This window comes from Pseudoalteromonas sp. MM1 (assembly GCF_030296835.1).
Classification (GTDB): domain Bacteria; phylum Pseudomonadota; class Gammaproteobacteria; order Enterobacterales; family Alteromonadaceae; genus Pseudoalteromonas.
On the sequence record NZ_AP027923.1, the window covers coordinates 394644 to 420224 of the forward strand.

Genomic DNA, 25581 nt, shown 5'->3' on the forward strand with positions numbered 1-25581 from the left:
TAGTTCGATTATATGAAATTGTTACGGAAATGTAATTATGTAAATATTAAATAAAATAATAATAACAACCAACAAGGATTGTTTTGTGAAATATATGTTGTGCTTTTTTCTATTCGTTTTTCCTTTAATGTCTTCGGCTGTTACTGATAAATTTAATTTAACTGAAGATGGAAGTAAAACAGTTAGAATTTGGGAGGTTTGGCGTGTTATAGGTGCACGGGAAGCCTTTTTTGGAGCCGCCATTATAAAACCAAAAAACGGACTTTAAGTTTTAATACAGATTCATTTGTTTATAAACCAAAGGCTAATTTTTGTGGTGTAGATACAACAACGATAAATGTCTCATTGATAGATTCTGGCAATAACCCAATTAGGTCTATATCTCTAGAATCCGATGAGCTTGTTGAGTACTCAACAAGTCCTATTTTAAATATTATCCAAAGCTTTTTTGCCTTTGCAACAAAAGATAATGTAGATAAGCCTCGAATACAATACGCATCCTATAGAACCTATTCAGCTAATTATCAAACTGTAAGCCAAAATGTGACTCGTTATCCTGTTAAGCTTACTTTTAATGTTGCATGTGTGAACGATTCACCAACGATCACAAACATAACGAATCAGTCAACAAACGAAGACACCACAAAAGCGATAAGCTTTACAGTGGGTGATGTTGAAACAAGCACTTCAAGCCTTGGTCTTTCTGTTGTAAGCAGCTCAAACACTTCACTATTGCCGACGAATCGCATTGTTTTTGGAGGGAGTGGCGCTTCGCGGACAATGAGTATGTCTCCGGTGGCGAATAGGTATGGGTATTCAGACATTCGTATCCGTGTTAAAGACAGTAACGGTGCGACGAGAGACGATACATTTAGGCTCACTGTAAATAGTGTGAACGATGCACCAACGATCACAAATATAGCGAATCAGTCAACAAACGAAGACACCACAAAAGCGATAAGCTTTACAGTGGGTGATGTTGAAACAAGCACTTCAAGCCTTGGTCTTTCTGTTGTAAGCAGCTCAAACACTTCACTATTGCCGACGAATAGCATTGTTTTTGGAGGGAGTGGCGCTTTACGGACAATGAGCATGTCTCCGGTGGCGAATAGGTATGGGTATTCAGACATTCGTATTCGTGTTAAAGACAGTAACGGTGCGACGAGAGACGATACATTTAGGCTCACTGTAAATAGTGTGAACGATGCACCAACGATCACAAATATAGCTAATCAGTCAACAAACGAAGACACCACAAAAGCGATAAGCTTTACAGTGGGTGATGTTGAAACAAGCACTTCAAGCCTTGGGCTTTCTGTTGTAAGCAGCTCAAACACTTCACTATTGCCGACGAATCGCATTGTTTTTGGAGGGAGTGGCGCTTCGCGGACAATGAGCATGTCTCCGGTGGCGAATAGGTATGGGTATTCAGACATTCGTATTCGTGTTAAAGACAGTAACGGTGCGACGAGAGACGATACATTTAGGCTCACTGTAAATAGTGTGAATGATGCACCAACGATCACAAATATAGCGAATCAGTCAACAAACGAAGACACCACAAAAGCGATAAGCTTTACAGTGGGTGATGTTGAAACAAGCACTTCAAGCCTTGCCCTTTCTATTGTAAGCAGCTCAAACACTTCACTATTGCCGACGAATCGCATTGTTTTTGGAGGGAGTGGCGCTTCGCGGACAATGAGCATGTCTCCGGTGGCGAATAGGTATGGGTATTCAGACATTCGTATCCGTGTTAAAGACAGTCACGGTGCGACGAGAGACGATACATTTAGGCTCACTGTAAATAGTGTGAACGACGCACCAACGATCACAAACATAGCGAACCAGTCAACAAACGAAGACACCACAAAAGCGATAAGCTTTACAGTGGGTGATGTTGAAACAAGCACTTCAAGCCTTGTTCTTTCTGTTGTAAGCAGCTCAAACACTTTACTATTGCCGACGAATCGCATTGTTTTTGGAGGGAGTGGCGCTTCGCGGACAATGAGCATGTCTCCGGTGGCGAATAGGTATGGGTATTCAGACATTCGTATCCGTGTTAAAGACAGTCACGGTGCGACGAGAGACGATACATTTAGGCTCACTGTAAATAGTGTGAATGATCGGCCACGTATTACTGGAACTAATTCGATTAAGCTGTTGACTAATGAAAGTATCGGTATTGATTTTAGTGTTAGTGATGAAGAAACACCTTTGGGTTCTTTAAGATTGGATGTTGATGCTATGAATCCATCATTATTTAAAGAGCTAAAAGTTACTTTTATAAATGGAAAAGCCCACCTTGTAGTTGAAGCCTCAAGCCAAAGTGGAAGTACTAATATAGTTCTAAGGGTAACAGATGAGAATGAACTCGTTACCACTGAGTCTATAAGTGTATTAATTCAATCACCAATAGAATTAGCAACAGAGACCTCGGTTATTATTCCTTTAGATAAAGAGTCTACTGATATTGTAGCACCAGACTTTTCAGCAATTGGTGCAATTAAGGGGCAGGCTAGTGTAAGTGGTGGTGCGGCTACATATCAACTTCCGATTCAGCTTACCCCTGGGCGTTCTGGAATGCAGCCAGAAATATCATTAAATTATTCATCTCGTAGTGGTAATGGTATTGCGGGTGTTGGGTGGGCTCTTTCAGTTGGTTCTAGTATTACACGCTGCGCTGCAACTTATGCACAAGATGGGTTTACACAAAGTCCACAATATAATAGTAACGATCGGCTTTGTTTAGACGGCCAGCGTTTAATTGCTACATCGGGTAGTTATGGTAATTCAGGCACACAATACCGCACTGAAATTGATAGTTTTGTGCGTGTAACGCAAAGTGGCTCACTAAATGGCACATCTACGTGGTTTAAAGCTGAGTATAAAAACGGTCGAGTGTCATATTTTGGTAAAACAATTGACTCAAAAGTAATACATGAAGGTAGGACCGCTACTTATTCGTGGTTGGTTGAATATCAACATGATGCAACCGAGAATAATTATATTCATTATGACTATGCCTTATATGGAACTGCAGAGTTGTTGCTAGATCAGATTTCTTATACCGGTAGCTCGGTTAATAATAAAGGAGAGCAAAAAGTACAATTTATTTATGAGCCGAGAAATAAAATACACGAACGCTTTTCGTTTGGAGGTCGCTCAGTTGTTACACAACGACTCCACAAGGTTGATATTTTTAACGTTAATCAAAATGTTTGGAGTTATGAGCTAAATTACCAAAAGAGTACTGCATCGGGTAAAGAACTATTAGATGAGGTTTCTCAATGTTTTAGCAATAATTATTGCTTACCTTCAACTTTATTTACTTGGAATAATACTCAAGAAGTATTAATACTGGAGCCTTTAGGCGGGGAAAGTAACATACTTTATCCTAACGAAAAATCAATAAGCAAGGTTTTACCAAGAGGCGATGTAAATGGTGATGGCGTAAGAGATTGGTCAGGTTATTTTGTTAATGCTGAGGGGGACTTTAGCCACAACAATATAGCGTTAGATTCATGCCAGTTTAACCGATTTACACTTAGACATGAATGCAGCCAAGGGGATATTGACTTAGATGGAATAACTGATGAATGGTCAATTAAAAATCAAGAGTTAATGTTCGATTTGTCTAGTGAAGGATTAATTTCGACAAATATCGAAATGCCTCCTTCTTTAAAACCTGAATTAAGAGAAAGCCATATACGGCAAATTGCAGATTTTAATAATGATGGTTGGCCAGACATATTACTTTATATTGCAAGTGATATACCTAAAATTGAACTTTACTTGCATCAAAAAAATGTAAGCAGACCTTACGTTCGTCCTGAATTTAGCTTTAGTCTTACAAAAGGTACAGCTAGCGATTTGTATACCACTGTTCTTTTAGATGACTATACAGTATTAGGTGATATTAGCGGCGATGGCACAATAGATATAATGCATGTTAGTACGGGGGCTAAAGATATTATTCCGCCATTACAGGCCCGCCCAAAAACACTACTTTTAGGTGATGATAATTATCAAAACGATCATGCCTTGCCATTTAGTGTTACCTTAGGAACGCTAAAGCCCCAGTTGAGTATGTTTATTGACTTAAATGGTGATGGATTAACTGATTGGCTTGGGTGGGAATATAACGAAAATATTATTTCTCTTACTTATAGGTTAAATAAAGGGGAATTAGTATTTACGCCAAAACATACCCTTAGTAACAATCTTATCGAAACGGTAGAGCAGAAGGTACTTTATAACGCTGGGGAGTGGGTAACGCGCAGAGTACCTAAATATGGAAGAGGCTTTCTTATTGAAGATATTAACTATGACGGAATATCTGAACTATTGATGCCAGGTAAGCGGTTACTGACCCGCTGCACTTCTTTAGGTAGAAATCGTTTTTGTGGTGATCAGTTATATGGTGAATGGGAAACACGACCAGGAGATCGAAGCTCTTTAACCCCAATTGATAGTAGTTCACTCGATAAAAGTATTTATCAATTTGATGCATTACATTTTAGTCAAAATAGTGCCGGGGAGTTGAGTGTAACAAAAAGCGAAACAAATCTGGTGGGGAACCCATATGATTCAGCATTTGTTGATGCATACGGAACAGGCTTAAGAAGCTTAGTATTTAATCATACATCAGAGCCTGGCTTTTCTAATCAAGGAAATGCTGAGGGGACTTTTTCTGCATATACTGAACAATACGGTGTGTTTATAAATCGTAATTACGGTACTGGTTCAGGAGTGAGCGGTCGTGATTATGCCCCTGTAGATCTTATGTTAGCAGCTAAAGATGGCCTAGGTAAAGAAGCCAAATGGCAGCAACGACCATTATCGAGTAGCAAAGTTGAATATGATTCACTGAGAAACAGCATTATATCAGAGCCAGGGTATATTAATTTTGCATCTAGCATGTACGTTGTGAATTCATTCCTGCAAAGTAATGGTTTGAACGACACGACAGAAACAGCGTATAGCTATGCAGGCGCTGTGTATAACCAGTTCGGCCGTGGTTTTATGGGCTTTAAAAGCATTATAGAAAAAGATGTAAGTCGAGGGCTCGTGACACAATCAGACTTTAAACAAGTCTTTCCGTATCAGGGTAAGTTAGAACGCCAAGCTACTTTTGCGGTAAATGACTATAACGTGCGAAGTTATAATTTATTACAATCAGCAAGCCTGGAAGCTAATGCATTAAGTTATTCAAGTACTGACTGGCAGGATAACCTGAACCATACTATATCAGGTGTTTATAATGTATATCCTCGTTCTACAACGCAGCTAACGCGAGATCTTGATTCTAAAAGTGTTGTTACATCTACCAATAAAACCATAATTGGAATTGATGAATATGCAAATGTAACAGCCAACTCGGTAGAGATTAATGACGACTGGGGAGTATATACAACATCCCAAACTAGTACTTATCAGAACGATAAAAGCAGTTGGTGGTTAAATAAACTCACTAATAAAACAGTGATAAAAAACGCAATTAAAGAGCGTAATAGTAATGACCCAATAACGAATGTAACACTCGATCAAAAAACATCTAATACAACTGTTTATTCTCAATATCATAGCAGTCGTCAGGCTGGTGTAGTCGAAATTAGTGGTAAAATAGGCTCAGCTATTTCGGGTAATGGCAGTACAGTTACGACTGCTTTTAATGATTACGGCTTACCGCACCTTGTAAGTCAAACAACCAAAGTACGCAACAGTAGCGGCAGTTGGGTTGACCAAACGCGGACGACATCAACTACGTACAGTAAAAATGGCATCAGCGAGGCAAGCGACGGCTATTTCCCCCACAAGCAAATCAATGCTAAAGGGCATATAAGTTATACCAATGTGAACCCCGCTACGGGGCAAGTAACACAAACGCGCCAACAACTCAGTGGCAGTAATTATCAAGTAACCAACTATGGCTATGATGATTACAACCGTCCGTACAGCGTTCAAACTGCGGGTATGCCCATTCAGTACAGTGCAGTACAAACACCGGATACACAAGCTCCCGAACACGCAGCTTTACAAGTCTTAAAGGTGGCAGCCGGGCAACCAGCCCAAAAAATCTATATAGATAAGTTAGGTCGTACACTACGCACTGCCGTACAAGGTTTTGATAGCGATTGGATATTCAGTGATGTTGTTTATAACAGTGTAGGTTATAAAACATTTGAATCTGTACCACATAAAGAGCATGCCTCAGTATTTGGTACATTTTATACCGCACACGATACACTCGGTCGCGTAACTGAAAAAGTAACCAATCAACATTGCGGTGATATGACTACAAACTACGAATACAGCGAACTTGCCACAGGCATAACAGTTTATGATAGTTGTTATGGCATCACGCTAGATATGTCGCGTACTTACAATAGCCTTAAGCAGCTAATGCAAACAACTGATGCAAACAATGGAATTACACGTTATAGCTATAATGGGCAAGGGTTACCAATCGTTATTCAAGATGCTAACGGCAATAACATTGTGGCAATGTACAATGCACTTGGTCAAAAAGTGCAGGTAAACGATCCAAATCAAGGTATCACTAATTTTCAATATAATGGTTTTGGTGAATTACAACATGAATCCCGAGCGGATAATAAAACCATCAGTTATGTAACCGATGTACTTGGGCGCGTTACACGACGCACCGCGACAGGTGAAAATACGTTAGCGTATAGCTATGATGGCGCTACCTATGGCCTAGGGCAGTTAAATCAAGCGGCAGGTAATGGCGTAACAAAAAATTACGCATACGATAGTCGAGGCCGTCCTAGTAGCCAAACTATTATTGGTAGTGGTAAAAGCTACACAACAACCACATTTTACGACAGTAACTATGGCCGTGTAAAAGGGCTACGTTACCCGAATAACCTTACCTTAGAGTACATTTATAACGATGCAGGCTATCAAACGCAGGTAAAAAATGCCGCCAGTGGCTATGTGTTTAAAACTATCACTGAACATGATGTGTTTGGTAATATATCACAGGGGACATTAGGTAATGGGTTAAGTGAAAATACCGCTTACAGCCTTAAGAATGGTCAGATGACCCTTAAAACCATTGCAAAAAATAACAGCAATATCATGAGTATTAATTACTCAGCGTATGATGGGTTTGGTAATTTAAAAGCTGTTGATATCACCTCGGGGAGTATTGGCAACCAGCACAATTTTAGTGAAAGTTACAGCTACGATGCACTGCACCGTTTAGAAAGTAACGCTGTTAATGGCATTACCACGATTGACTACAGCTATGATGCGGTGGGCAATCTGTTATCTAAATCGGATTACGCCTCACAATACGATTACACTAACGGTGCAACAGGTGGCCCGAATGCAGTAAAGCGTGTGCTACGCAGCGGCAGTTGGAAAGTATTTAGTTATGATGCACGTGGAAATATGACGCGAGGTGATGGGCTTACAAGTGCAACGTACAATGCGATGGATAAACCCACACAAATTATAAAAAACGGTAAAACCCTCACCTTTACCTATGGCCCACAACACATGCGCTTTAAGCAAGTGAATGGCAGCGTAACCACTTTTTATAGCGATAAGTTGTATGAAGAAGAAATCGACGGCACTAAAACCACATGGCGAGCTTACATAGACGACATAGCCGTTATAAGCCAAACGACAGGGGCCAGTGCAAGTATTCGTTATACCCATCGAGACCGCTTAGGCAGTGCACGGGTATTTACCGACCATAACGGACAAGTAGAAGCAGAGCGAAATTTTGACCCATTTGGTAAACCACGGCTAGCCAGTGGCGGCTTAAAAGCATTTGGAGATTCAAAACTCGGTGATATGGCGGATGCCAAAACACGAAGAGGCTTTACTGACCACGAACATTTAGATAATGTAGAGCTCATTCATATGAACGGTCGGGTGTACGATTATAACCTTGGTCGGTTTATGTCTGTAGACCCTGTGATCCAAAGCCCCGGTGATAGCCAGAGTATCAATCCATACTCCTACATCATGAACAATCCACTTGCTGGAACTGATCCAACAGGTTACTGCGCAGCAGCAACAGGCACTAGGATCAAGTCCTGTGGTGATATGAAGGTTGAAGTTAAGGTAGATGGTAAGACTGTAGGTAGTACCGTTGTGAAAGATGTTAATTTCAGAAATGGTGCAGAAGTTAGTGGTGCTATGGCTAAAGGTGCCGGACAAATCGGGCAAGCTATATCTGATTTGGGAGGGCAGCAGAATATAGCCAAACAGCAAGAGCCATCGAATTCAAATTATTCTCAGACTGGTGTAGATGAAGAGGTCGAACCGAGGTCTTCAGGGACTGGTGTCACAGATTACTCCACTGAAGGAACAGCGGAAGAGCGTCAAAGGCGTTTTCAAGCACTCAAAGACTCTCCTTTAGGGAAGGAATATAAAAACTTGAGCTTTGAGGATGTATATATTGGGACTGAAGTCAAAGGTGGGAAAAGCCAAAGGTATGAATTTACAGATGCCGAAGTTTATCAAAAATGGCTGAGAGCTGATGTCGGGTCTGATATAAGGAGAACATCATTGAATGCGGAACGCACGAATTACTTCTTGTTCGATACAATCACGTTATATCGAAGTAGCTTGCTTGGCTTTAAAGGCACATTTTATGTGCCAAAAGATTACAACGGTGGCAAAATCTCTGGAACCTTTTCCCCAATTGAGAGGGGCCTTATTAACTTAGGTCATGAGATTTCTCATTCTCGAGGTATAGAGAATGGTAATAACTCGGTGGCCCATAGGCGATCAAATATGCTTGGGTTGCAGAACTGTCAATCGGCGGGCTATTGTCAAAGCTTTTAATAGGGGGCGGTAAATATGATTAGATGTTGTACTTGGGCATTTCTTTTAACAGTCTCACTTTTTTCTTTAGCTTGCCCACCAAGCAATGAAGGAAATGGTATGGATAGTCTAGATATAGAAAAACTAACTTTACCTGGCTGGATAAAGAAGCCTATCAGTTCAGATGTTAACCTGGTGATATTCTCTCCAGATGAAAATGATGCTGACTCTGAAATACTAATTCAAAGGCTAGTTACCTTAGATAGCAGCTCTTTGGTACAAGTCCGGGAGATGTTGTTAGAAAAGCTGGGGAAGGAGGCGACTATTGCTCCTTTACTTTCTCACGACGGAGCTATTCTAGAATATGAAGCTATTACTGAAGTTGTGTTTGAGGGGGATGCTTATCAAAGCAAAGAAAAGGTTCTATTACATCAATATTTATTTAAATTAAACAACATGATGTATGGCTGTTCCCTAAAGACTAAGGAAGCAAAAATTAGTAAATATAGAGCTGATTTTAAGATGCTTTGTTTAAAAGTGGCTCGTAAAAAGTAAACATAATTATTAGTCATGATGAATAGACCGGCCAAGCGCCGGTCTATTCTTTGCCCGAGGTGATCAGTTTGCCCAGCGTGGGGAAAAGGGTCATCCATTAATCAGCCGTGTCAAGTTGGCAACAGGGGATTGGCACTGTTGTGGAGTTTAACTTTTGTACAAACGCACCAACTATAAATAAATATAATAATTAAAGGAGCAAAGGATGCTTTGGCCAGATAATGAATCAAAGATTGATCTACTCAATTACCAAGCGATTAGTTCTGCGATCATAAAGTTATTGTCAGACACAAGTCGTTTACCTGTTTCTGTAGGTGTTCATGGGGATTGGGGAGCTGGAAAATCTAGCATATTAGCCATGCTTGAAAATTCCTACCAAGATGATGAAACTACAGTATGTATACGGTTTAACAGTTGGTTATTTCAAGGGCTTGAAGACGCTCAAACAGCTTTAATGCAACAGATCACCTCTGATTTAATAAAAAAACGAGGAAAGATTGAGGGCTTTAAACAGCAGGCTAATGACTTTCTCGACCGAATCAATAATAAAAAAGGACAGGCATAATTCTTTTTGCAAAAATCATAGTATCAACTACTGTTATTACATACAGTATAACTAAGGTTGTTATTTTATGACTCGCGCAAGAAAAAAGCTGATTGATTTAGCGTCCACATCTTATTATCACTTAATCTCACGATGCGTGAGACGCGCATTCTTGTGTGGTGATGATAAATACACAGGTAAAAACTTTGATCACCGTAGGGCGTGGTTAGTAGAGCGAATTAAGTTATTAAGTAGCGTGTTCGCCATAGAAATTGCTGCTTACGCGATAATGAGCAATCACTACCACCTTGTTGTGAACGTCAATAGACGTCAAGCACTAGATTGGTCTGATGATGAAGTAATTGAACGCTGGTATCAACTCTATAATGGTCACATGTTGGTTGATCGCTACTTAAATGGTGAGCAGTTAGATAAACATAGTTTACTTTTCTTCAATGAGATTATCGCTAAATGGCGAGAAAGGTTGTATGACATTAGCTGGTACATGAAAAATCTCAATGAATATATAGCCCGCGAGGCCAATAAAGAAGATAACTGCACCGGAAAGTACTGGGAAGGGCGCTATAAATCACAAGCATTATTAGATGAAACCGCAGTACTCAGTTGCATGGCCTACGTTGATTTGAACCCCATCAGAGCAAATATAGCCGATACGCTTGAAGACAGTGATTTCACCTCAATTCAAGAACGTATAGCGCATTTCAAAGCCTTTACCACAGACACGGTTAAAGCGAATAAACCCTTCAAACAAAAAGATACTGTTCAGCATGAAAGTCAACCAGCACAGCTAAAGCCATTTGGTGGTAATCATATTAAAGGCACGATCCCCTTTGCCTTACTGGATTATATTGAATTAGTCGACTGGAGTGGCCGCCACATAGATCCAAAGAAAAAAGGGCATATCAACAAAAGCATACCAAAAGTACTCCTGAGGTTGAATATAGAAGAAGCGCAATGGCTTGAATCAATTCAACGTTTCAGGCAGCAGTACTCAAATTTTGCAGGCAGCAAACAACGGTTAAAGCAGCAAGCCGCCAGCAACGATGTAAAATGGTACAAAGGCGCAGGTTGAACAGTTGCATCTTCATTGGTTTGTTTAAAAAACACGTTATTAAACAAAGTGTCGACTTCGATTTGCCTTTTATACCTAAAATTCCTGCCAAGCAACTGAATTCTAAGTGCTGTAACTAACACTAACAGTGCGCAAAAAATAATGATACGGTTACCCACGATGGGAGAAGCGCAAAATGTTCTGAAAAAATATGTGTCTGTCCTTTTTTACTCTCATCTTCAGGCTCAGGAACATAAATAGGTGTTAAATCTTCAGATTTGAGTAATTTAGCAAGCTTAAGGGCATCACGTTTATCGGTTTTAATCTTCTCACCTGGCTTTTTAGGAATAAGAGAGGGTGCAACCACATAACAGCAATGGCCAAGGCTGGTAATTAATCGGTAAATCCAATAACCACAAGGGCCTGCTTCATAGACAAAGTGTAGCGTTGCGCCAGGGTATTTGGATTCAAACTGACGAACAAGCTTTTGAACGGCCACTTTGGAAGAAGAAATTCGGCCAAGATGAACGGGTTGCGCGCCTCTATGTTCTTCAATATAGGCGACTTCATTGAATTCTTTATGTGTATCAAGTCCGATAAAAAGTATGCTATGTTTGTTCATGTTAGCCTCTGCTATTTAGTTATTTGACAAACTAATTATGGCTCTGGCTTTGAATTAAGCTAACCCACGAAAAGCGGAGGCTAACACCGTGTGGGAGTCATTATGTCTATATTGCTAAATAGTTCCGTGAAGTATCAAACTATGGAGAATAAATGAAAAAGGGAATTGCTGACATTTTTGAGACTGATTCGGTCATAAAAATTTTAGTTCTTTGCGTTGTAACTATTGGCTCGTATCTAATATATAAGCTCTATCGCTTTTCAAGCCAAATTAATAGACATACAAACCATAAGATACCTAATTCTTTCATCTATACGGCTATCACTTTATTTGCTATTTCACTAGTTAGCTTAATATATGCTTTAGCTAGTTTTCATGACCAAACTATTTTAAAAAGCTCTATCGGGATTCATATTGTTTCAAGTGTTTTTGATGTAACGTGGATAATCATGGTTCGTAATCGTATTAATTTAATTTCTGGATCTATCAGAGGCGACCAACTTTGGTTAAATCCATTTGTAACTTCAATTTTTCACGTTATCTATATGCAGCATAAAATCAATCAGAGCATGGTTAAAGGCGCAATATAACAAATGAATTATGTTGTTCGTAAACTCACCGGGAATTTTACTCGCTGTAAAGCGCTCCTAAAATCTCCATATTCAAAGCGTTATATGTACTCGAGGCTATTTTGATGTCGACCTATAATAAAGCAGTTTTAAAGGTTGCTGCACGAAAGTCCTTTTTTCACATATCGTGGTTAGTTTTGCTGATAGGTATACCAATTATCTTTTTTGCTCATGGTTTAAGTTTAATAGAGGGTGCGCTATTGCTGGCTGGCCTTCTGATATTTTTTTGGGGTGTCTATTTTTCACTTTGTTTGGTTTTTCATAGACTGTCACTACGCGATTGTGATGTTCGTTCAGACTATATGGCTAAGAGTGATATTGAAAAGGGAGAAGAGGTTGGTTCAAAATTGGAAGGTTGGTGAGCACCGTACAAATAACAAAGCAAATGAAGCAAACATTGCCAAGAGCGGGCAACGCCGCTTATTTGAGTGTTATACGTATTTAAGGAAGTTTCAGTGATGTCGAAGGAAGTCTCAAAATTAAACCTTTACTTTTCATCAGCTGTAAAGGCTAGTTACGAAGTAGCGTTTATATCTGTTCCGGTTTTAGTTTGGTCTGTCGTTATATTCTCTCTTGGAGGTTCTCCTGAAGAAGTTAAAAAGTTAGCAGCTTGGCCCTTCTTAGCTCTTGCGCTATTTTCTACAGCCTTGAAAGATGGGATATCTGCATTTCATCTAGATACAAAAAAAGATAAGCAGCAACGTGAGGTTGTACTGACGGCATCTATTATTGGGATTGTTCTCAGTACGGTGTTGCTTACGTTGGCGATATTAAAATCTCGTCAGGAGGTTGTAGGGCTGTTCGATACGTTTTATGAATATGTTTTCATGTTAGTCTTTGCGGGAATAGCTACTCTCTTTGCAACAAAAGTTATTTTGATCCAGCGAGTCTATTATGACCACTACGTATAACAAAAAATTAAAGCGGACATTGCCAAGAGCGGGCAACGCCGCGTAATTTGGTGTTATATACCAAGGAAGCTAAACAGGCTATGTTAAGATTTCACGATTATCACCTTCAAAAATACGAAGTTACCGATCATGGCAAAACTGTAAAATTATATTTGGGTTTTGGTTACCCCGGTAAAGAAACTGATTTTTCGGAAATTACCTTCACGGAAGTAGCTATATATCATTTCGTGCATACTGCATATTCGATTATTACTGACATTGAAAACGTACAGATTAGCTCTCTCTTCGAGGAACAAAAGAATAACATCCAAAATTGGAATCGAAATTATGGCGTCGATATATGGAAAGATGATCTTGAAACTACAGTAAATTATCTTGAAAGTAATAATTACAGCGGCTGGTATATCGAGTCAGCCATCGGTTTTAGTGGGTTTATTGTGGCTAAATCGGTTAATGGCACATAACAAAAAAATAAAGTACGCCCGCTTCGCGGGCTGGGACGCAAACACGCAGGCCGGCTTCGCCATTGTGCCCTACGTGCCTGCGCCCTTTATTTAAAAGTTATAATGAAAGGGAGATAGCGTATGAGTGATTTAATCGGATTTCTATTGGTGATACCTGTTTTGGTACTTATCGCAGTTGGGTTTCATTATTGGCTCAGTAACCGTATTTTGGCTACTGTTATTCCAACTTTAGTGGTGCCCTTATTACTGCCCATTATTGATTACTTTGTGCTTGGTTATATTGACCCATTCACAATAATTGCAGTAATTATTATAGCGATATTAATGCTTGTGATTTCCGTATTGGTATCAGTATTTTTTAAAAAACACAGGCAACTTAAAGAGCAAGGACTGTAGCATTTGCAATATAACAAACAAATGTTGCAGACCCAAACTCGCGACCATTGTTCTTGCTTCACAGAGTATAGGCTACAAGGTTGTGCAGCAAATTCGGAAGTTATGTTTTAAATAGGTGAATGAATGACTGAACGGGAAATTGCTCTAACCATATTTATCATCATTGGCATTTATTTGATGCTTACGGGTAAAATTAATGTCACTGTTTCTATTGGTCAGTCTGGAATTAATTCTCACGTAAGAGCCGGCTCCCCGGAAACACCTATTAAAACTCAAGGAGTAGCGGTCAGGATTCTTGGGTTTGCTATTTCTGTAATCTCTTTTTGGTGCTATCTGTATTTATAACATTGTGGTGAAAGCGCTTTGTAGCTATAAAACATAACAATCACATTAAGTCGGTCGCAAGCTTTCTTGAACATTATTGCCCGTGGAAATAAAAAGACACCCATCTTAAATTTTGCATTTCCAATAAGAATTTAGTGTACGCTTTGGGCAGGTAAATTAAGGTGAGTGTCTCCTTAAACATAAAGGTGCTTATTTACGAACAACTAAGCAGGGCTTATAGATGCTATCGTTTTATTAAAAATACCTTCTAATGTTAAACTATAAAAAACTTAATGACTTAATATAGCTATGGCATTTTATCTTCCTCTTTTACAGCCTCATTTTAAAGACATTGAAATGGGCGATACGCTAACATCGCTTTGGAGCGGGTGTGGCAGTATTGTCGAGTGCATACTTGATGCTGAGCCATGTGTTATCAAAGCGATTAAAATACCACGCCACATAAACCATCCAAAAATTAAGCAAAGCGAATTTGCATTAAACAGAAAGCAGCAGTCTTATAAAGTTGAATATAATTTTTATAGGTTATCCAGCGCGTACTTACCGACAAGCGCTAAAAGTATTACCTGTATTAATGCAATTAATGATGGTGATGATTATGCGTTAGTATTTAAAAACTTTACTCAATATGGTTTTGCTCAAGCAAGCTCCCAGCATATAAAGGCAATACTAAACTGGTTAGCATCTTTTCATGCCTTTAATTTAAATAAGCCCGCAAAGGGCTTATGGAAGCAAGGGAACTATTGGCATTTAAGCACACGCCCTGATGAGTTTAATAAACTAAAAGATAACCTTGATAAAAAGTCCGATATTAAAAAGGCGGCACACAAAATAGATAAAACACTGCAAGCATCGCGCTATAAAACTCTCATACATGGCGATGCTAAACTTGCCAATTTTGCTGCAAATGAACAGGGCGAAATATTAGGCTACGATTTTCAATACGTAGGCACTGGGGTAGGGGTTACAGATGTAATGTACTTTATGACGAGTTGTTTTAACGACGAGCAGTTACATAAGTATGCTGATGCGCATTTAGCTTATTATTTTTCGCAATTTAAACGTGCACTTAACGTTTATCAGCCAGCTATAAATGCTGATGACGTTATTGCAAAGTGGCAAGTGTTGTGGTCATTAACTTGGGCCGATTTTTATCGTTTTTTAGCGGGTTGGAGCCCTGACCATTTTAAAATAAACAGCTACATGCTGGCGCAAGTAAATGTAACGTTATCAGGCAACAAATTATAAACATAAACTCTAGGTCAGCTTGCATAAATATCAATCAAATCAATAAATTTTGGCACGATCTATGAAAACTTATTTAAAATTGCAGGTCAAATGACCTTTTTTAATATAAAATACCGCCAATTCTTGTATCAGTAGGTTTTTATCATGTCAATTCACGTAATTTCACACCCTCTAGTTCAACACAAATTAGGCTTAATGCGCGCTCACGGTATAAGTACTAAAAGCTTTCGTGAATTATGCTCTGAAGTGGGTACTTTATTAACCTACGAAGCAACTAAAAACCTACCCCTAGAAGATAACGAAATTACTGGTTGGGACGGCAACAAATTAAAAGTAGAACACATTAAAGGCAAAAAAATTACGGTAGTGCCAATTTTACGCGCAGGCCTTGGCATGATGGACGGTGTAATGCAGTTATTACCAGCAGCTAAAGTGAGTGTTGTGGGCCTTGAACGTAACGAAGAAACACTTGAACCAGTACCCTACTTTGAAAAGTTAGTAGGCAATATTGATGAACGTTTAAGCTTAGTAATCGACCCTATGCTTGCAACTGGCGGCTCTATGATTGCAACAATTGATATGCTTAAAAAAGCAGGCTGTAAAGACATTAAAGTAATTGTTCTTGTTGCCGCACCTGAGGGCGTAGAAAAAACACTAGAAGCTCACCCAGATATAGAAATATTTACCGCATCAGTCGATAGCCACTTAAACGAAAAAGGTTATATCATCCCGGGTCTTGGTGATGCAGGCGACAAAATATTTGGTACGGTTTAGGAGTGTTCAGTGCAAAATAACGCCACTTTTTCAGTCAAAACTATTTTAACTGGCGCGCAAATGCTGTTTGTTGCATTTGGTGCGTTAGTACTTGTGCCTTTATTAACAGGGCTCGACCCAAGTGTTGCTTTGTTTACTGCGGGTTTAGGTACCTTGCTATTTCAGGTAGTTACTAAAGGAAAAGTACCTATATTTTTGGCGTCATCATTTGCGTTTATTGCGCCTATTATTGCCTCAGTGCAAATGTGGGGCGTACCAGCCACCATGGGTGGTTTGATGGCAGCAGGCTGTGCTTATATGCTGTTAGCGCTGTTGGTTAAATTTAAAGGGGTGGCAACACTTCATAAAATTTTGCCGCCAGTGGTTGTGGGCCCTGTTATTATGGTAATTGGTTTAGCCCTAGCGCCGGTTGCGGTAAATATGGCAATGGGTAAAAGTGGCGACGGCAGTATTGAACTCATCGCGTACGATAAAGCCATTATTATTTCGCTGTTTTCTCTTGTTGTAACACTTATTTTTGCGGTATGGGGGAAAGGTGTTTATAAGCTTATACCTATATTAGCAGGTGTTATATCTGGCTATGTTTTATCGCTTGTAATGGGCGTTGTTGAATTTGGCAGTGTAAATGAAGCGAGCTGGTTGGCTGTACCAAACTTCACATGGCCAGAATTTAAATGGCAAGCCATATTATTTATGGTACCTGTAGCCATTGCCCCTGCTATTGAGCATATTGGCGATATGATGGCTATTAGCCAAGTAACCAATAAAGATTTTTTGAAAAAGCCTGGGTTACACCGTACGCTATTTGGCGATGGTTTAGCAACAGCGGCAGCTTCAATGTTTGGCGGTCCACCTAATACAACCTACTCAGAAGTGACAGGCGCAGTGATGCTGACTAAAAACTTTAATCCTAAAGTGATGATGTGGACTGCCATTATTGCTATTGTGCTGGCATTTGTAGCAAAAATGGGCGCTGGTTTACAAACTATTCCTGTACCTGTGATGGGCGGCATCATGATTTTGTTGTTTGGCTCAATTGCGGTCGTGGGCTTAAATACATTGGTTAAATCGGGTGATGACTTAACTGCACCCCGTAATTTAAGTATTGTGGCACTTATATTAGTGTGCGGTATTGGCGGTATGCACATTGGGGGTAGCCAATTTAGCTTAGAAGGGGTTAGCTTGTGCGCCATTTTAGGTATTGTACTTAATCTGGTATTGCCAAAAGCCGAACCAGAAACTGATTAATTTTGCACTGTATGTAAAATTCACGCACCAAAATAGCGCATATCAATTGCGCTATTTTTGTAAGTTGCTAATAATTAAATAAAAATAATAGTGGTCTAGTACCTGCATTTGTTACTCCATAATATAAGGAGTTACTATGTCAGAGGCCAGTATTGTGGATATAACCCCATTTTTAGCAAAGCACCAATTGCCTTTAAAGTATCAGTACCTTAGTGAGCAATTTTTTATCCCGCTTGCACACGATATTCTAGAATCAAAAAAAAATAACACCCCTATTTTTGTCGCCATAAATGGTTGCCAAGGTTCAGGAAAAACCACCCTCGCAGATTTTTTAGTTACTTGGTTTAGTAACAACACGCCGTTTACCAGTGTCGCGCTTTCTATTGACGATTTTTATTTATCTAAAGCGCACCGCCAAGGACTTGCCAAAGACGTACACCCATTATTTGCCACCCGCGGTGTGCCTGGCACCCACGATGTTGGGTTAATGAATACCACCATTAGCCGGTTACTTGCAAAGGAGGTTGGTGTACCTTTGCCTAAATTTGATAAGCAACACGACGATTGCAGCCCCGAGCAAACATGGCAATGTAACAATAAACCCATTGATATTATTATTTTAGAAGGCTGGTGCGTAGGTAGTGAGCCACAACCGTTATTTTCTTTAAGTGAGCCTATAAACGAGTTAGAAAGGCAGTACGATAAAGAAGGTGTATGGCGTCGCTGTGTAAACAGTTGCCTAGCAAATGAATACAAAAGTGTATTTAGTAAAATAGACTACACGGTGATGCTCAAAGCGCCGAGCTTTGAAGATGTATTTAAGTGGCGACAAGAGCAAGAGCAAAAGCTTATTGCCGCTAAAGGCGAGGGCGATGGCACCATGAGTGATGAGCAACTGGTGCACTTTATTTCTCACTTTGAGCGTATCACTCGCGAAAATTTAAACACCCTAAGCGCTAAAGCAAATGCACTGTTAGAGCTTGATAGTAATCGCGATATTAGTGCTATGCACTTGACCAGCGATGATACTTTGCAACCTATCATATTTACTGATTTAGATGGCACGCTACTCGATCACGCCGATTACAATACTAAAAATATCAGTAGTTTACTGCAAAGTTTACAAGCAGCCCACATTCCTGTGGTGTTTAATACCAGTAAAACTTTTTGCGAAGTGGTTGAACTTAAAAACGAGCTTAATATTCAGCAACCCTTTATTGTTGAAAATGGCGCGGCTGCTTATTTACCGGTAGATTATTTTGAGCTTAAACCCATTGGCTGCACGCAAGTAGGGGCGTATTGGTGTTATGCATTTGCAAAACCATTATCTAACTTACTTAGTGATTTAGACTCCTTAAGCAGCGAGTATAAATCGCATTATAAGTTATTTAGTGATTTGTCGAGTGAGCAAATATCATCCCTCACCGGGCTTGATGAAGCGCATGCAAGGCGCGCTCAAACACGCGATTTTTCAGACCCACTTTATTGGCACGGAAGCGATGAATTACTTAATGCGTTTGTAAACGATGTTAAAGCACTCGGCTACGAAATAAAAATAGGCGGGCGATTTATACATATTGCTAAAAATACAGATAAAAGCGCTGCACAGCAGTGGTTAGTTAAACAAATTTCACAACATTTCAGAAAGCCTCTCACGGTAATTGCACTAGGTGATAGTGACAACGATAAGCAGATGCTAGAGCAAGCTGATATCGCCATTATCATACATAACCCAAGCAGTAAAAAGCCGGTTAAGTTAACACATAACAAGGCGCGTTATTCGCAATCGCCCGCTCCACTGGGTTGGATTGAAGAAATAACCACATTGCCTTGTATTAGCAGCATTTTAAATACTATTGAGGAGCGAAAATCACATGGCTGATTTTTATCAAAATGGCATTATCACAACTTTACATAATATTGCCGATAGACCGGTAGAAGCGCTTGAAGAAGAACTAATTAGCTTTAGTAAGCAACGGCCAATGGGGTTAATACTCCCTTCGTTGTTTAGTGAGCTTGAAGGCCCAGCGCTGCAAAACATTGTAAAAGAACTCAGAGAGGTTCCTTATTTATCGCAAATTACCATAGGCTTAGACAGGGCAGACGAGTCACAATACCGCCATGCTTTAGGCTTTTTTAAAGAGCTTAATCAAAACCATAAAGTGCTTTGGAACGATGGCCCGCGCTTACAGGCGCTTGATAAAGAATTACAAGAATTAGGCGTTGCACCGCGTGAACTTGGTAAAGGTAGAAACGTGTGGTACTGCATGGGTTATAAATTGGCCACCTCAGAGGTAGAGTCGATAGCCTTACACGACTGCGATATTTTAACTTACGACAGAGGCTTGTTAGCACGCTTAATTTACCCTGTAGCACACCCTCGTTTTAATTATGAATTTTGTAAAGGGTTTTATCCACGTACTGCTAACGGCAAAATTAATGGCCGAGTATCGCGTTTATTAGTTACGCCATTATTACGCTCATTTAAAACTATTTTAGGCAATACCGACTACCTTGAGTACATGGATACCTTTAGATACCCATTAGCCGGGGAGTTTTCATTTAGACGCGATGTGCTAAACGATATTCGTATACCGAGTGATTGGGGTCTTGAGATTGGCGTATTGAGTGAAATGTATCGTAATTATTCACACAATCGCTTATGCCAAGTAGATATTGCCGATAACTACGATCATAAACACCAAGCGCTTTCGCTGGATGATCAAAGTGCAGGTTTATCTAAAATGTCGATTGATATAACCAAAGCATTATTTAGAAAACTGGCTACACAAGGGGTAACCTTTACCAGTGAAACCATTCGGTCATTAAAAGCAACATATTATCGTATTGGGTTAGACTTTATTGAAACCTACCATAATGATGCATTAATGAATGGGCTAACTCTTGATGTACACCAAGAAGAAAAAGCCGTAGAAATGTTTGCACAAAACATTATGGAAGCTGGCCAGCACTTTTTAGATAACCCAATGGAAGCGCCATTTGTGCCAAGTTGGAACCGTGTTGTATCGGCCATGCCAGATGTATTTGAGCGCTTAAAAGAAGCGGTTGATCTTGATAACAAAGAGTTTAGTGAATAAATCTAACAATAATAAGGGGCGCATGTGAATACAGTAAGTGAGTTATTTTTACAGCGGGTAGAGCAACACCTTCATATAATATACAAAGATGTTGAGCTGCCTTTAAGCATTACTGAGCTGGCTGAGCAGCTTATTACTATTATTTTAGGCGACAGCCCACTGCGCGACCCCACACCGCATACCAACCGTTGGGATGAGCAAGATATAATTTTAATTGCCTATGGCGACTCTATTATTAAGCACGATGAAGGAGAGCAAGCTGTTGCAAAGCCGGTAGAGGCACCGCTTAAAACTTTGCACCGATTTATAAAAGAGCAGTGCGATATGCAGCTCAATGCATTGCATATTTTACCGTTTTACCCGTACAGCTCAGACGAAGGCTTTGCGGTTATGAACTACGTGCAGGTAAATGAATCGTTAGGTGATTGGCAAGATATTAAAAATATTGCCAAAGATGTAAAGCTAATGGCCGATTTAGTTATAAATCACTGCTCTAGCCGAAGCGTATGGTTTGAAAACTTTTTAAATGATTTACACCCAGGCAAAGACTACTTTAAAACCGCTAGTTTAACCGATGATTTAAGCAATGTTGTACGCCCGCGTACCTCATCATTACTAAACACAGTAACTACACCAAGCGGTGAAAAACATGTGTGGTGTACCTTTAGCCACGATCAGGTTGATTTTGATTTTGGTAACCCAGAAGTGTTAAAAGAGTTTATAAGTATTATTCGTCATTACTTAGATAATGGTGTGCGCTTGTTTAGGCTAGATGCGGTTGCATTTTTATGGAAACAGCTTAATACCAATTGTATTAATTTACCGCAAACACATGAAGCAGTTAGGCTTATTCGCACGCTTATAGAGCATACTGAGCCAAGTGTTGTCATAATTACCGAAACCAACATACCAAACCAAGAAAACCTCTCTTACTTTGGTAACGCCAACGAAGCGCACAGCATTTATAACTTTGCTTTACCACCGTTATTACTGCATACCCTGTTAAGTGGTGATAGCACAGCAATAAAGCATTGGATGATGAGTATGCCTCCGGCGCAAAACGGTACCGCTTATTTTAACTTTATTGCATCCCACGATGGAATAGGGCTTAGACCAATTGAAGGGCTGTTGCAACCAAGCGAAGTGGCTTCATTAGTAAGCACTACGATGCAATTTGGTGGTCGCGTATCTATGCGCACCAGTAACGATGGCACGCATACTCCTTATGAGTTAAATATTGCGCTGTTTGATGCATTACAAGGTACACATAACGGGCAGGATAAGTTTGGTCTTGAGCGATTTATGTGCGCGCACGCTATTATGTTTGCACTTGAAGGTATCCCTGGACTCTATATACATAGCTTACTGGGTACAACTAACGATTACGAACGCTTTGAAAACTCACAGCATAACCGTGCTATTAACCGCCATCGCTGGCAGGAGTCAAAGCTGCTTGCAGCCATAGATGAAAAATACAGCCATCATCACAAAGTGTTTAATGGTATAAAAAACTTGCTGGCTATTCGTAAAAAACAAGGGGCGTTTCACCCAAATGCAACCCAATTTACGCTGCATTTAGCGGGTGGGTTATTTGGCTTTTGGCGGCAAAGTATAGACAGGCGCCAAAGTATATTTTGCGTTTATAACATAAGTGATAAACCACAAGTACTTACCCTTGCTGATTTAAATTTAATTAATACTCAGCAATGGTTTGACCTAGTGGCTGATGAAACTATAGGTGAAGATCAATTAACAATAGAGCTTGAGCCGTATCAAAGTGTATGGCTAAGCAATATAAAATAAGGCGCAATAATAACAATCCTCAAAATAGATCACTCAATTAAGCGCATTGGTATAAAAAGGCTCGCAGTGCGAGCCTTTAAATTAATTAATAACGTTGTTATTAATTATAAGCTGTAGCTTAAGTTAATGTAGCCAAAGCGGCCAATGTTATCGTAACTTGCGCTGTTTTCGCCTGTCCCGCGTGTACCGTACGGAAGTTTACGATTAAATAGGTTATCAACACCTACTTTAACGCCTAAGCCGCTATCGAAGTTGTAGCCCACTGTCATATCGGTAATAAAGTATTTACCGTAAGACATTTGGTTACTTGGGTTCGAGTTACTCGCAAGATCAACATTTGTGTATAAATCAACTTCGCTGATAAAGCGTGTTTCAACGGTTGAGTAAAAATTATCCACTGCATAGCTAACCGATAGGTTAGTTTGCCATTTCGCTTCGCCGGTTGTACCTGCATATTCAATATATGAACTAGGATCATCCTGGAACGGGTAATCTTTACGTTCAATAAGGTAAGTACCAATTAAGCGTGTTTTAAAGCTACCTTCAAGGGCGTCAAAGTCGTAACCTAATTCAAAATCAACACCAGAGGCCTTTTGACCAGCAACATTTAATACTGAGTTTTGAATTAAAGTGATTTCGCCACTGGCGTTACGCGTAATTAAATTACAGTATTGGTTGTCTATGCCTGTTGCGCTATCTACACAGCGATCAAGAATTTCTTGCGCGTCGATTGTGTCAATGGCATCTTCTAGATCAATTTTCCAGTAATCTATAGTAAGCACTGCATTTTCTAAAAACTCTGGTTGGTAAACAATACCTACCGTTGTGCTTGTTGACTCTTCACCTTTAACATCGCGGTTACCGCTTGTTAAGCCATCTAAAGAGGCTGAGTCGTAACCTGAGTTAAAGTCACTTGCAACACCTAATGCAGCACAGTTTGCTGTGCGTGTTGCTGCATTTGATAAATTAGCTATATTCTCAGCGCGACACGGGTCTTCTACAGTGTAGAAAGTTTGGCTTGCTGCACCAAATACTTCACTTATGTTTGGCGCACGAAGTGCTGCAGATTGTGTTACGCGTACACGTAGCTCATCGTTAACAGTCCAATCAAGGCCTAGCTTCCAGCTAGTTGCTTCGCCAATTGTACTGTAATCAGCATGACGCACTGCGGTATCAAATACTAAATCTTGAATAAGCGGTAAGTCAGTTAAAATAGGCATAGTTGCTTCAAAAAATACTTCGCGAACATTAAACGAGCCTTTATCTTCGCCTAAAGCATTAAAGAAGGTACCTTCTGCGTTATCTGGCTCTTTTGTTTCGCTTTCTTCTTTACGGTATTCAGCACCAAATGCAACACCTACATAACCTGCTGGTAGTTCAAAAATAGCGCCATTAGCAAGTGAGCCAGAAACCACGGTTTGCTTAATAGTTGATGTGCCTACAGATACCGTATTGATGTAATCAATCGCTTGTTGAGAAGGCGCACCAAAACCCATAATGTTTACCGGTACACAGCCATCAGCTTGTGCTGCAGCGCTGCGACATACAATGTTACCATCAGTATCTTCAACGGCATCAAGGGCATTAAAGTAGTTGGCTAAAATCATGTTAGCGCCATTTTCGCGCTCTAAGTCAGTTTGACCATACACAACTGAGGTATCCAATTCCCAGTCTTCAAACACAGTCCCTTTTAAGCCTGTAACAAAACGTGTTGTTTCACGAGTATTGTTTTCAACACGGCGACCAAGATCACTCATCATGCGGTTTATCATGATAGAATCAACGCCTTCCTCTTCCATACGCGCTTTGATATCAGGGTCTAAGTAAGGGTTATCAATTTTAATGCTGTTGTCGCTGTCAAAAAAGAAAAACGCAGGCTGACCTATGCTTTCGCCTTGGCTGTTTACGTATTTTGCATCAAAATAGACGTTTAAATCGTCGGTTACATCGTAGTTAACTTTAAAGTTTACGTTGTATCGTTCAAACTCAGGTTGAATTTCTTCAAATTGGCCTAAGTTAAAAAAGTCACAGTTTGCACATGAATATAGATCTGCGTTATTGCCTATGTATAAGTCACGTGCGCTGCTATCAGGGTTAAAGCTATTAATAAATTTAGTTGGATCTTCAAGTGCATAAACACCAGCATCATTGATGGCGTAATAACCTGCATTAGGTGTTAAAATTTTATCAGGGAAGTCCGCACTATTTTTGTTCTCATCCGTTTGAGCTTGGTTAGGTAAGCTGCTAAAAGATGTGCTAGTCCAAGGGTGGTCAAGTGCGTTCAATGAATCCTGGCCTGAGTACTCAATAGCAAAAGCGGCATTACCCCGGTCGTTATCAAAATTTGAGCCGTACGAGAACGTTGCTTTTTCGTTGTTATAATTGTTTAAATCGGCAAAACCACGGGTAACACTAAAGTCCATACCTTCAATGTTGTCTTTTAAAATAAAGTTTACAACACCTGTCACTGCATCAGCACCGTATACAGCTGATGCACCACCAGTAATAATTTCTACACGCTCAACCCAGACGCTCGGAATAGTGTTTGTATCTACCGCTTGAGAGCCAGCTGAACTTGATACGTGACGCTTACCATTTACAAGTACTAAGGTACGGTCTGTACCCATGTTGCGTAAATCAAGAATGTTTAAACCAGCAGTACCAATAAAGCGGCCTGAGTTAGCCATAGAATACGTATTGCCAAGTGCTGGTAAATTGTTAAGCGCTTCACCAATGTTTACAGCGCCAGTATTAATTAGCTGCTCGCCGCTTATAACTGTTACTGGTGCCGGTGCAATAGCGCCTTCACGTAAAATACGCGAACCCGTTACTTCAACGCGTTCAATTTTTGTCGCTTGCTCATCTTGTGCAAGCACAGAATTACTCGCTGTTGCAGCAGCAGTAATCAATGCACATTTAATGCTAGTAGAAAGTAAATTATGACGTTTCATGTGTTTCCCAAAGGAGATTTTATAATAATTCAATACATTAACTTTTAGCTAAATACACAGTGCATTTAGCCTAAGCCCTATAACTTTTGTTATAGGGCCGGCGATTATTGCATGCTGAA

Annotated in this window: 18 protein-coding genes and 1 pseudogene; 17 read left to right on the forward strand and 2 right to left on the reverse strand. The window is 39.9% G+C overall.

The annotated features are described in order from the left end of the window. The first annotated feature begins 85 nt into the window (after nt 1-85). From QUE46_RS18405 to QUE46_RS18425, 5 genes are all read left to right on the forward strand, one after another. Entirely contained in the window at nt 86-268 is a 183-nt protein-coding gene (locus QUE46_RS18405) for a hypothetical protein (protein WP_286249252.1), read from the forward strand. A 77-nt stretch (nt 269-345) separates the two neighbouring features. Beyond that, nucleotides 346-8823 (forward strand): SpvB/TcaC N-terminal domain-containing protein, encoded by an 8478-nt coding sequence (locus tag QUE46_RS18410; protein ID WP_286249254.1) that lies wholly within the window; start codon nt 346-348, stop codon nt 8821-8823. Nucleotides 8824-8922: 99 nt separating this feature from the next. Next, nucleotides 8923-9357, forward strand: coding sequence for a hypothetical protein (locus tag QUE46_RS18415; RefSeq protein ID WP_286247851.1), 435 nt, complete (start codon nt 8923-8925; stop codon nt 9355-9357). Nucleotides 9358-9562: 205 nt separating this feature from the next. Next, complete coding sequence (locus QUE46_RS18420; RefSeq protein ID WP_286247852.1) at nt 9563-9922, forward strand: P-loop NTPase fold protein; 360 nt, start codon at nt 9563-9565, stop codon at nt 9920-9922. A gap of 67 nt (nt 9923-9989) precedes the next feature. Beyond that, complete coding sequence (locus tag QUE46_RS18425) at nt 9990-10994, forward strand: transposase (protein WP_286247854.1); 1005 nt, start codon at nt 9990-9992, stop codon at nt 10992-10994. A 208-nt stretch (nt 10995-11202) separates the two neighbouring features. Here QUE46_RS18425 and QUE46_RS18430 read toward each other — a convergent pair. Continuing rightward, a pseudogene (locus QUE46_RS18430) lies at nt 11203-11595 on the reverse strand (transposase); the annotation flags it as partial. Between the two features lie 152 nt (nt 11596-11747). Between QUE46_RS18430 and QUE46_RS18435 the strand changes: the two are divergent. The 12 genes from QUE46_RS18435 to QUE46_RS18490 all read left to right on the forward strand — a co-directional run bounded on the left by QUE46_RS18435 (nt 11748) and on the right by QUE46_RS18490 (nt 22511). Continuing rightward, nucleotides 11748-12185: a hypothetical protein gene (locus tag QUE46_RS18435; RefSeq protein ID WP_286247857.1), complete on the forward strand. Its 438-nt coding sequence runs from the start codon at nt 11748-11750 to the stop codon at nt 12183-12185. A gap of 104 nt (nt 12186-12289) precedes the next feature. After that, nucleotides 12290-12586: a hypothetical protein gene (locus tag QUE46_RS18440; protein ID WP_286247859.1), complete on the forward strand. Its 297-nt coding sequence runs from the start codon at nt 12290-12292 to the stop codon at nt 12584-12586. Between the two features lie 96 nt (nt 12587-12682). Beyond that, a complete protein-coding gene (locus QUE46_RS18445; protein WP_286247861.1) occupies nt 12683-13135 on the forward strand; it encodes a hypothetical protein in 453 nt (150 codons plus the stop codon). Between the two features lie 80 nt (nt 13136-13215). Further along, on the forward strand, nt 13216-13599 hold the full coding sequence (locus QUE46_RS18450) for a hypothetical protein (protein WP_286247863.1): 384 nt from the start codon (nt 13216-13218) through the stop codon (nt 13597-13599). Nucleotides 13600-13719: 120 nt separating this feature from the next. Further along, on the forward strand, nt 13720-13995 hold the full coding sequence (locus tag QUE46_RS18455) for a hypothetical protein (RefSeq protein ID WP_286247865.1): 276 nt from the start codon (nt 13720-13722) through the stop codon (nt 13993-13995). A gap of 123 nt (nt 13996-14118) precedes the next feature. Then, a complete protein-coding gene (locus QUE46_RS18460) occupies nt 14119-14340 on the forward strand; it encodes a hypothetical protein (protein WP_286247866.1) in 222 nt (73 codons plus the stop codon). A 288-nt stretch (nt 14341-14628) separates the two neighbouring features. Beyond that, nucleotides 14629-15588 (forward strand): phosphotransferase, encoded by a 960-nt coding sequence (locus QUE46_RS18465; protein WP_286247867.1) that lies wholly within the window; start codon nt 14629-14631, stop codon nt 15586-15588. A gap of 144 nt (nt 15589-15732) precedes the next feature. Continuing rightward, nucleotides 15733-16362, forward strand: a complete 630-nt coding sequence (gene upp / locus QUE46_RS18470) for a uracil phosphoribosyltransferase (protein WP_286247868.1) — start codon at nt 15733-15735, stop codon at nt 16360-16362. A 9-nt stretch (nt 16363-16371) separates the two neighbouring features. Then, nucleotides 16372-17610, forward strand: a complete 1239-nt coding sequence (locus tag QUE46_RS18475) for a uracil-xanthine permease family protein (RefSeq protein WP_286247869.1) — start codon at nt 16372-16374, stop codon at nt 17608-17610. A 136-nt stretch (nt 17611-17746) separates the two neighbouring features. Next, nucleotides 17747-19492 carry an HAD-IIB family hydrolase gene (locus QUE46_RS18480; protein ID WP_286247870.1) on the forward strand — a complete coding sequence of 582 codons (1746 nt, stop codon included), beginning with the start codon at nt 17747-17749 and terminating at the stop codon, nt 19490-19492. Further along, entirely contained in the window at nt 19485-20708 is a 1224-nt protein-coding gene (locus QUE46_RS18485; protein WP_286247871.1) for a glycosyl transferase, read from the forward strand. Before QUE46_RS18480 ends, QUE46_RS18485 begins: the two co-directional genes overlap by 8 nt. A 24-nt stretch (nt 20709-20732) precedes the next feature. Continuing rightward, nucleotides 20733-22511 carry a sugar phosphorylase gene (locus QUE46_RS18490; protein ID WP_286247872.1) on the forward strand — a complete coding sequence of 593 codons (1779 nt, stop codon included), beginning with the start codon at nt 20733-20735 and terminating at the stop codon, nt 22509-22511. 104 nt (nt 22512-22615) lie between these two features. Here the strand turns inward: QUE46_RS18490 and QUE46_RS18495 are convergent, their stop codons facing one another. Further along, nucleotides 22616-25462 carry a TonB-dependent receptor domain-containing protein gene (locus tag QUE46_RS18495; protein ID WP_286247874.1) on the reverse strand — a complete coding sequence of 949 codons (2847 nt, stop codon included), beginning with the start codon at nt 25460-25462 and terminating at the stop codon, nt 22616-22618. Between the last annotated feature and the right edge of the window lie 119 nt (nt 25463-25581).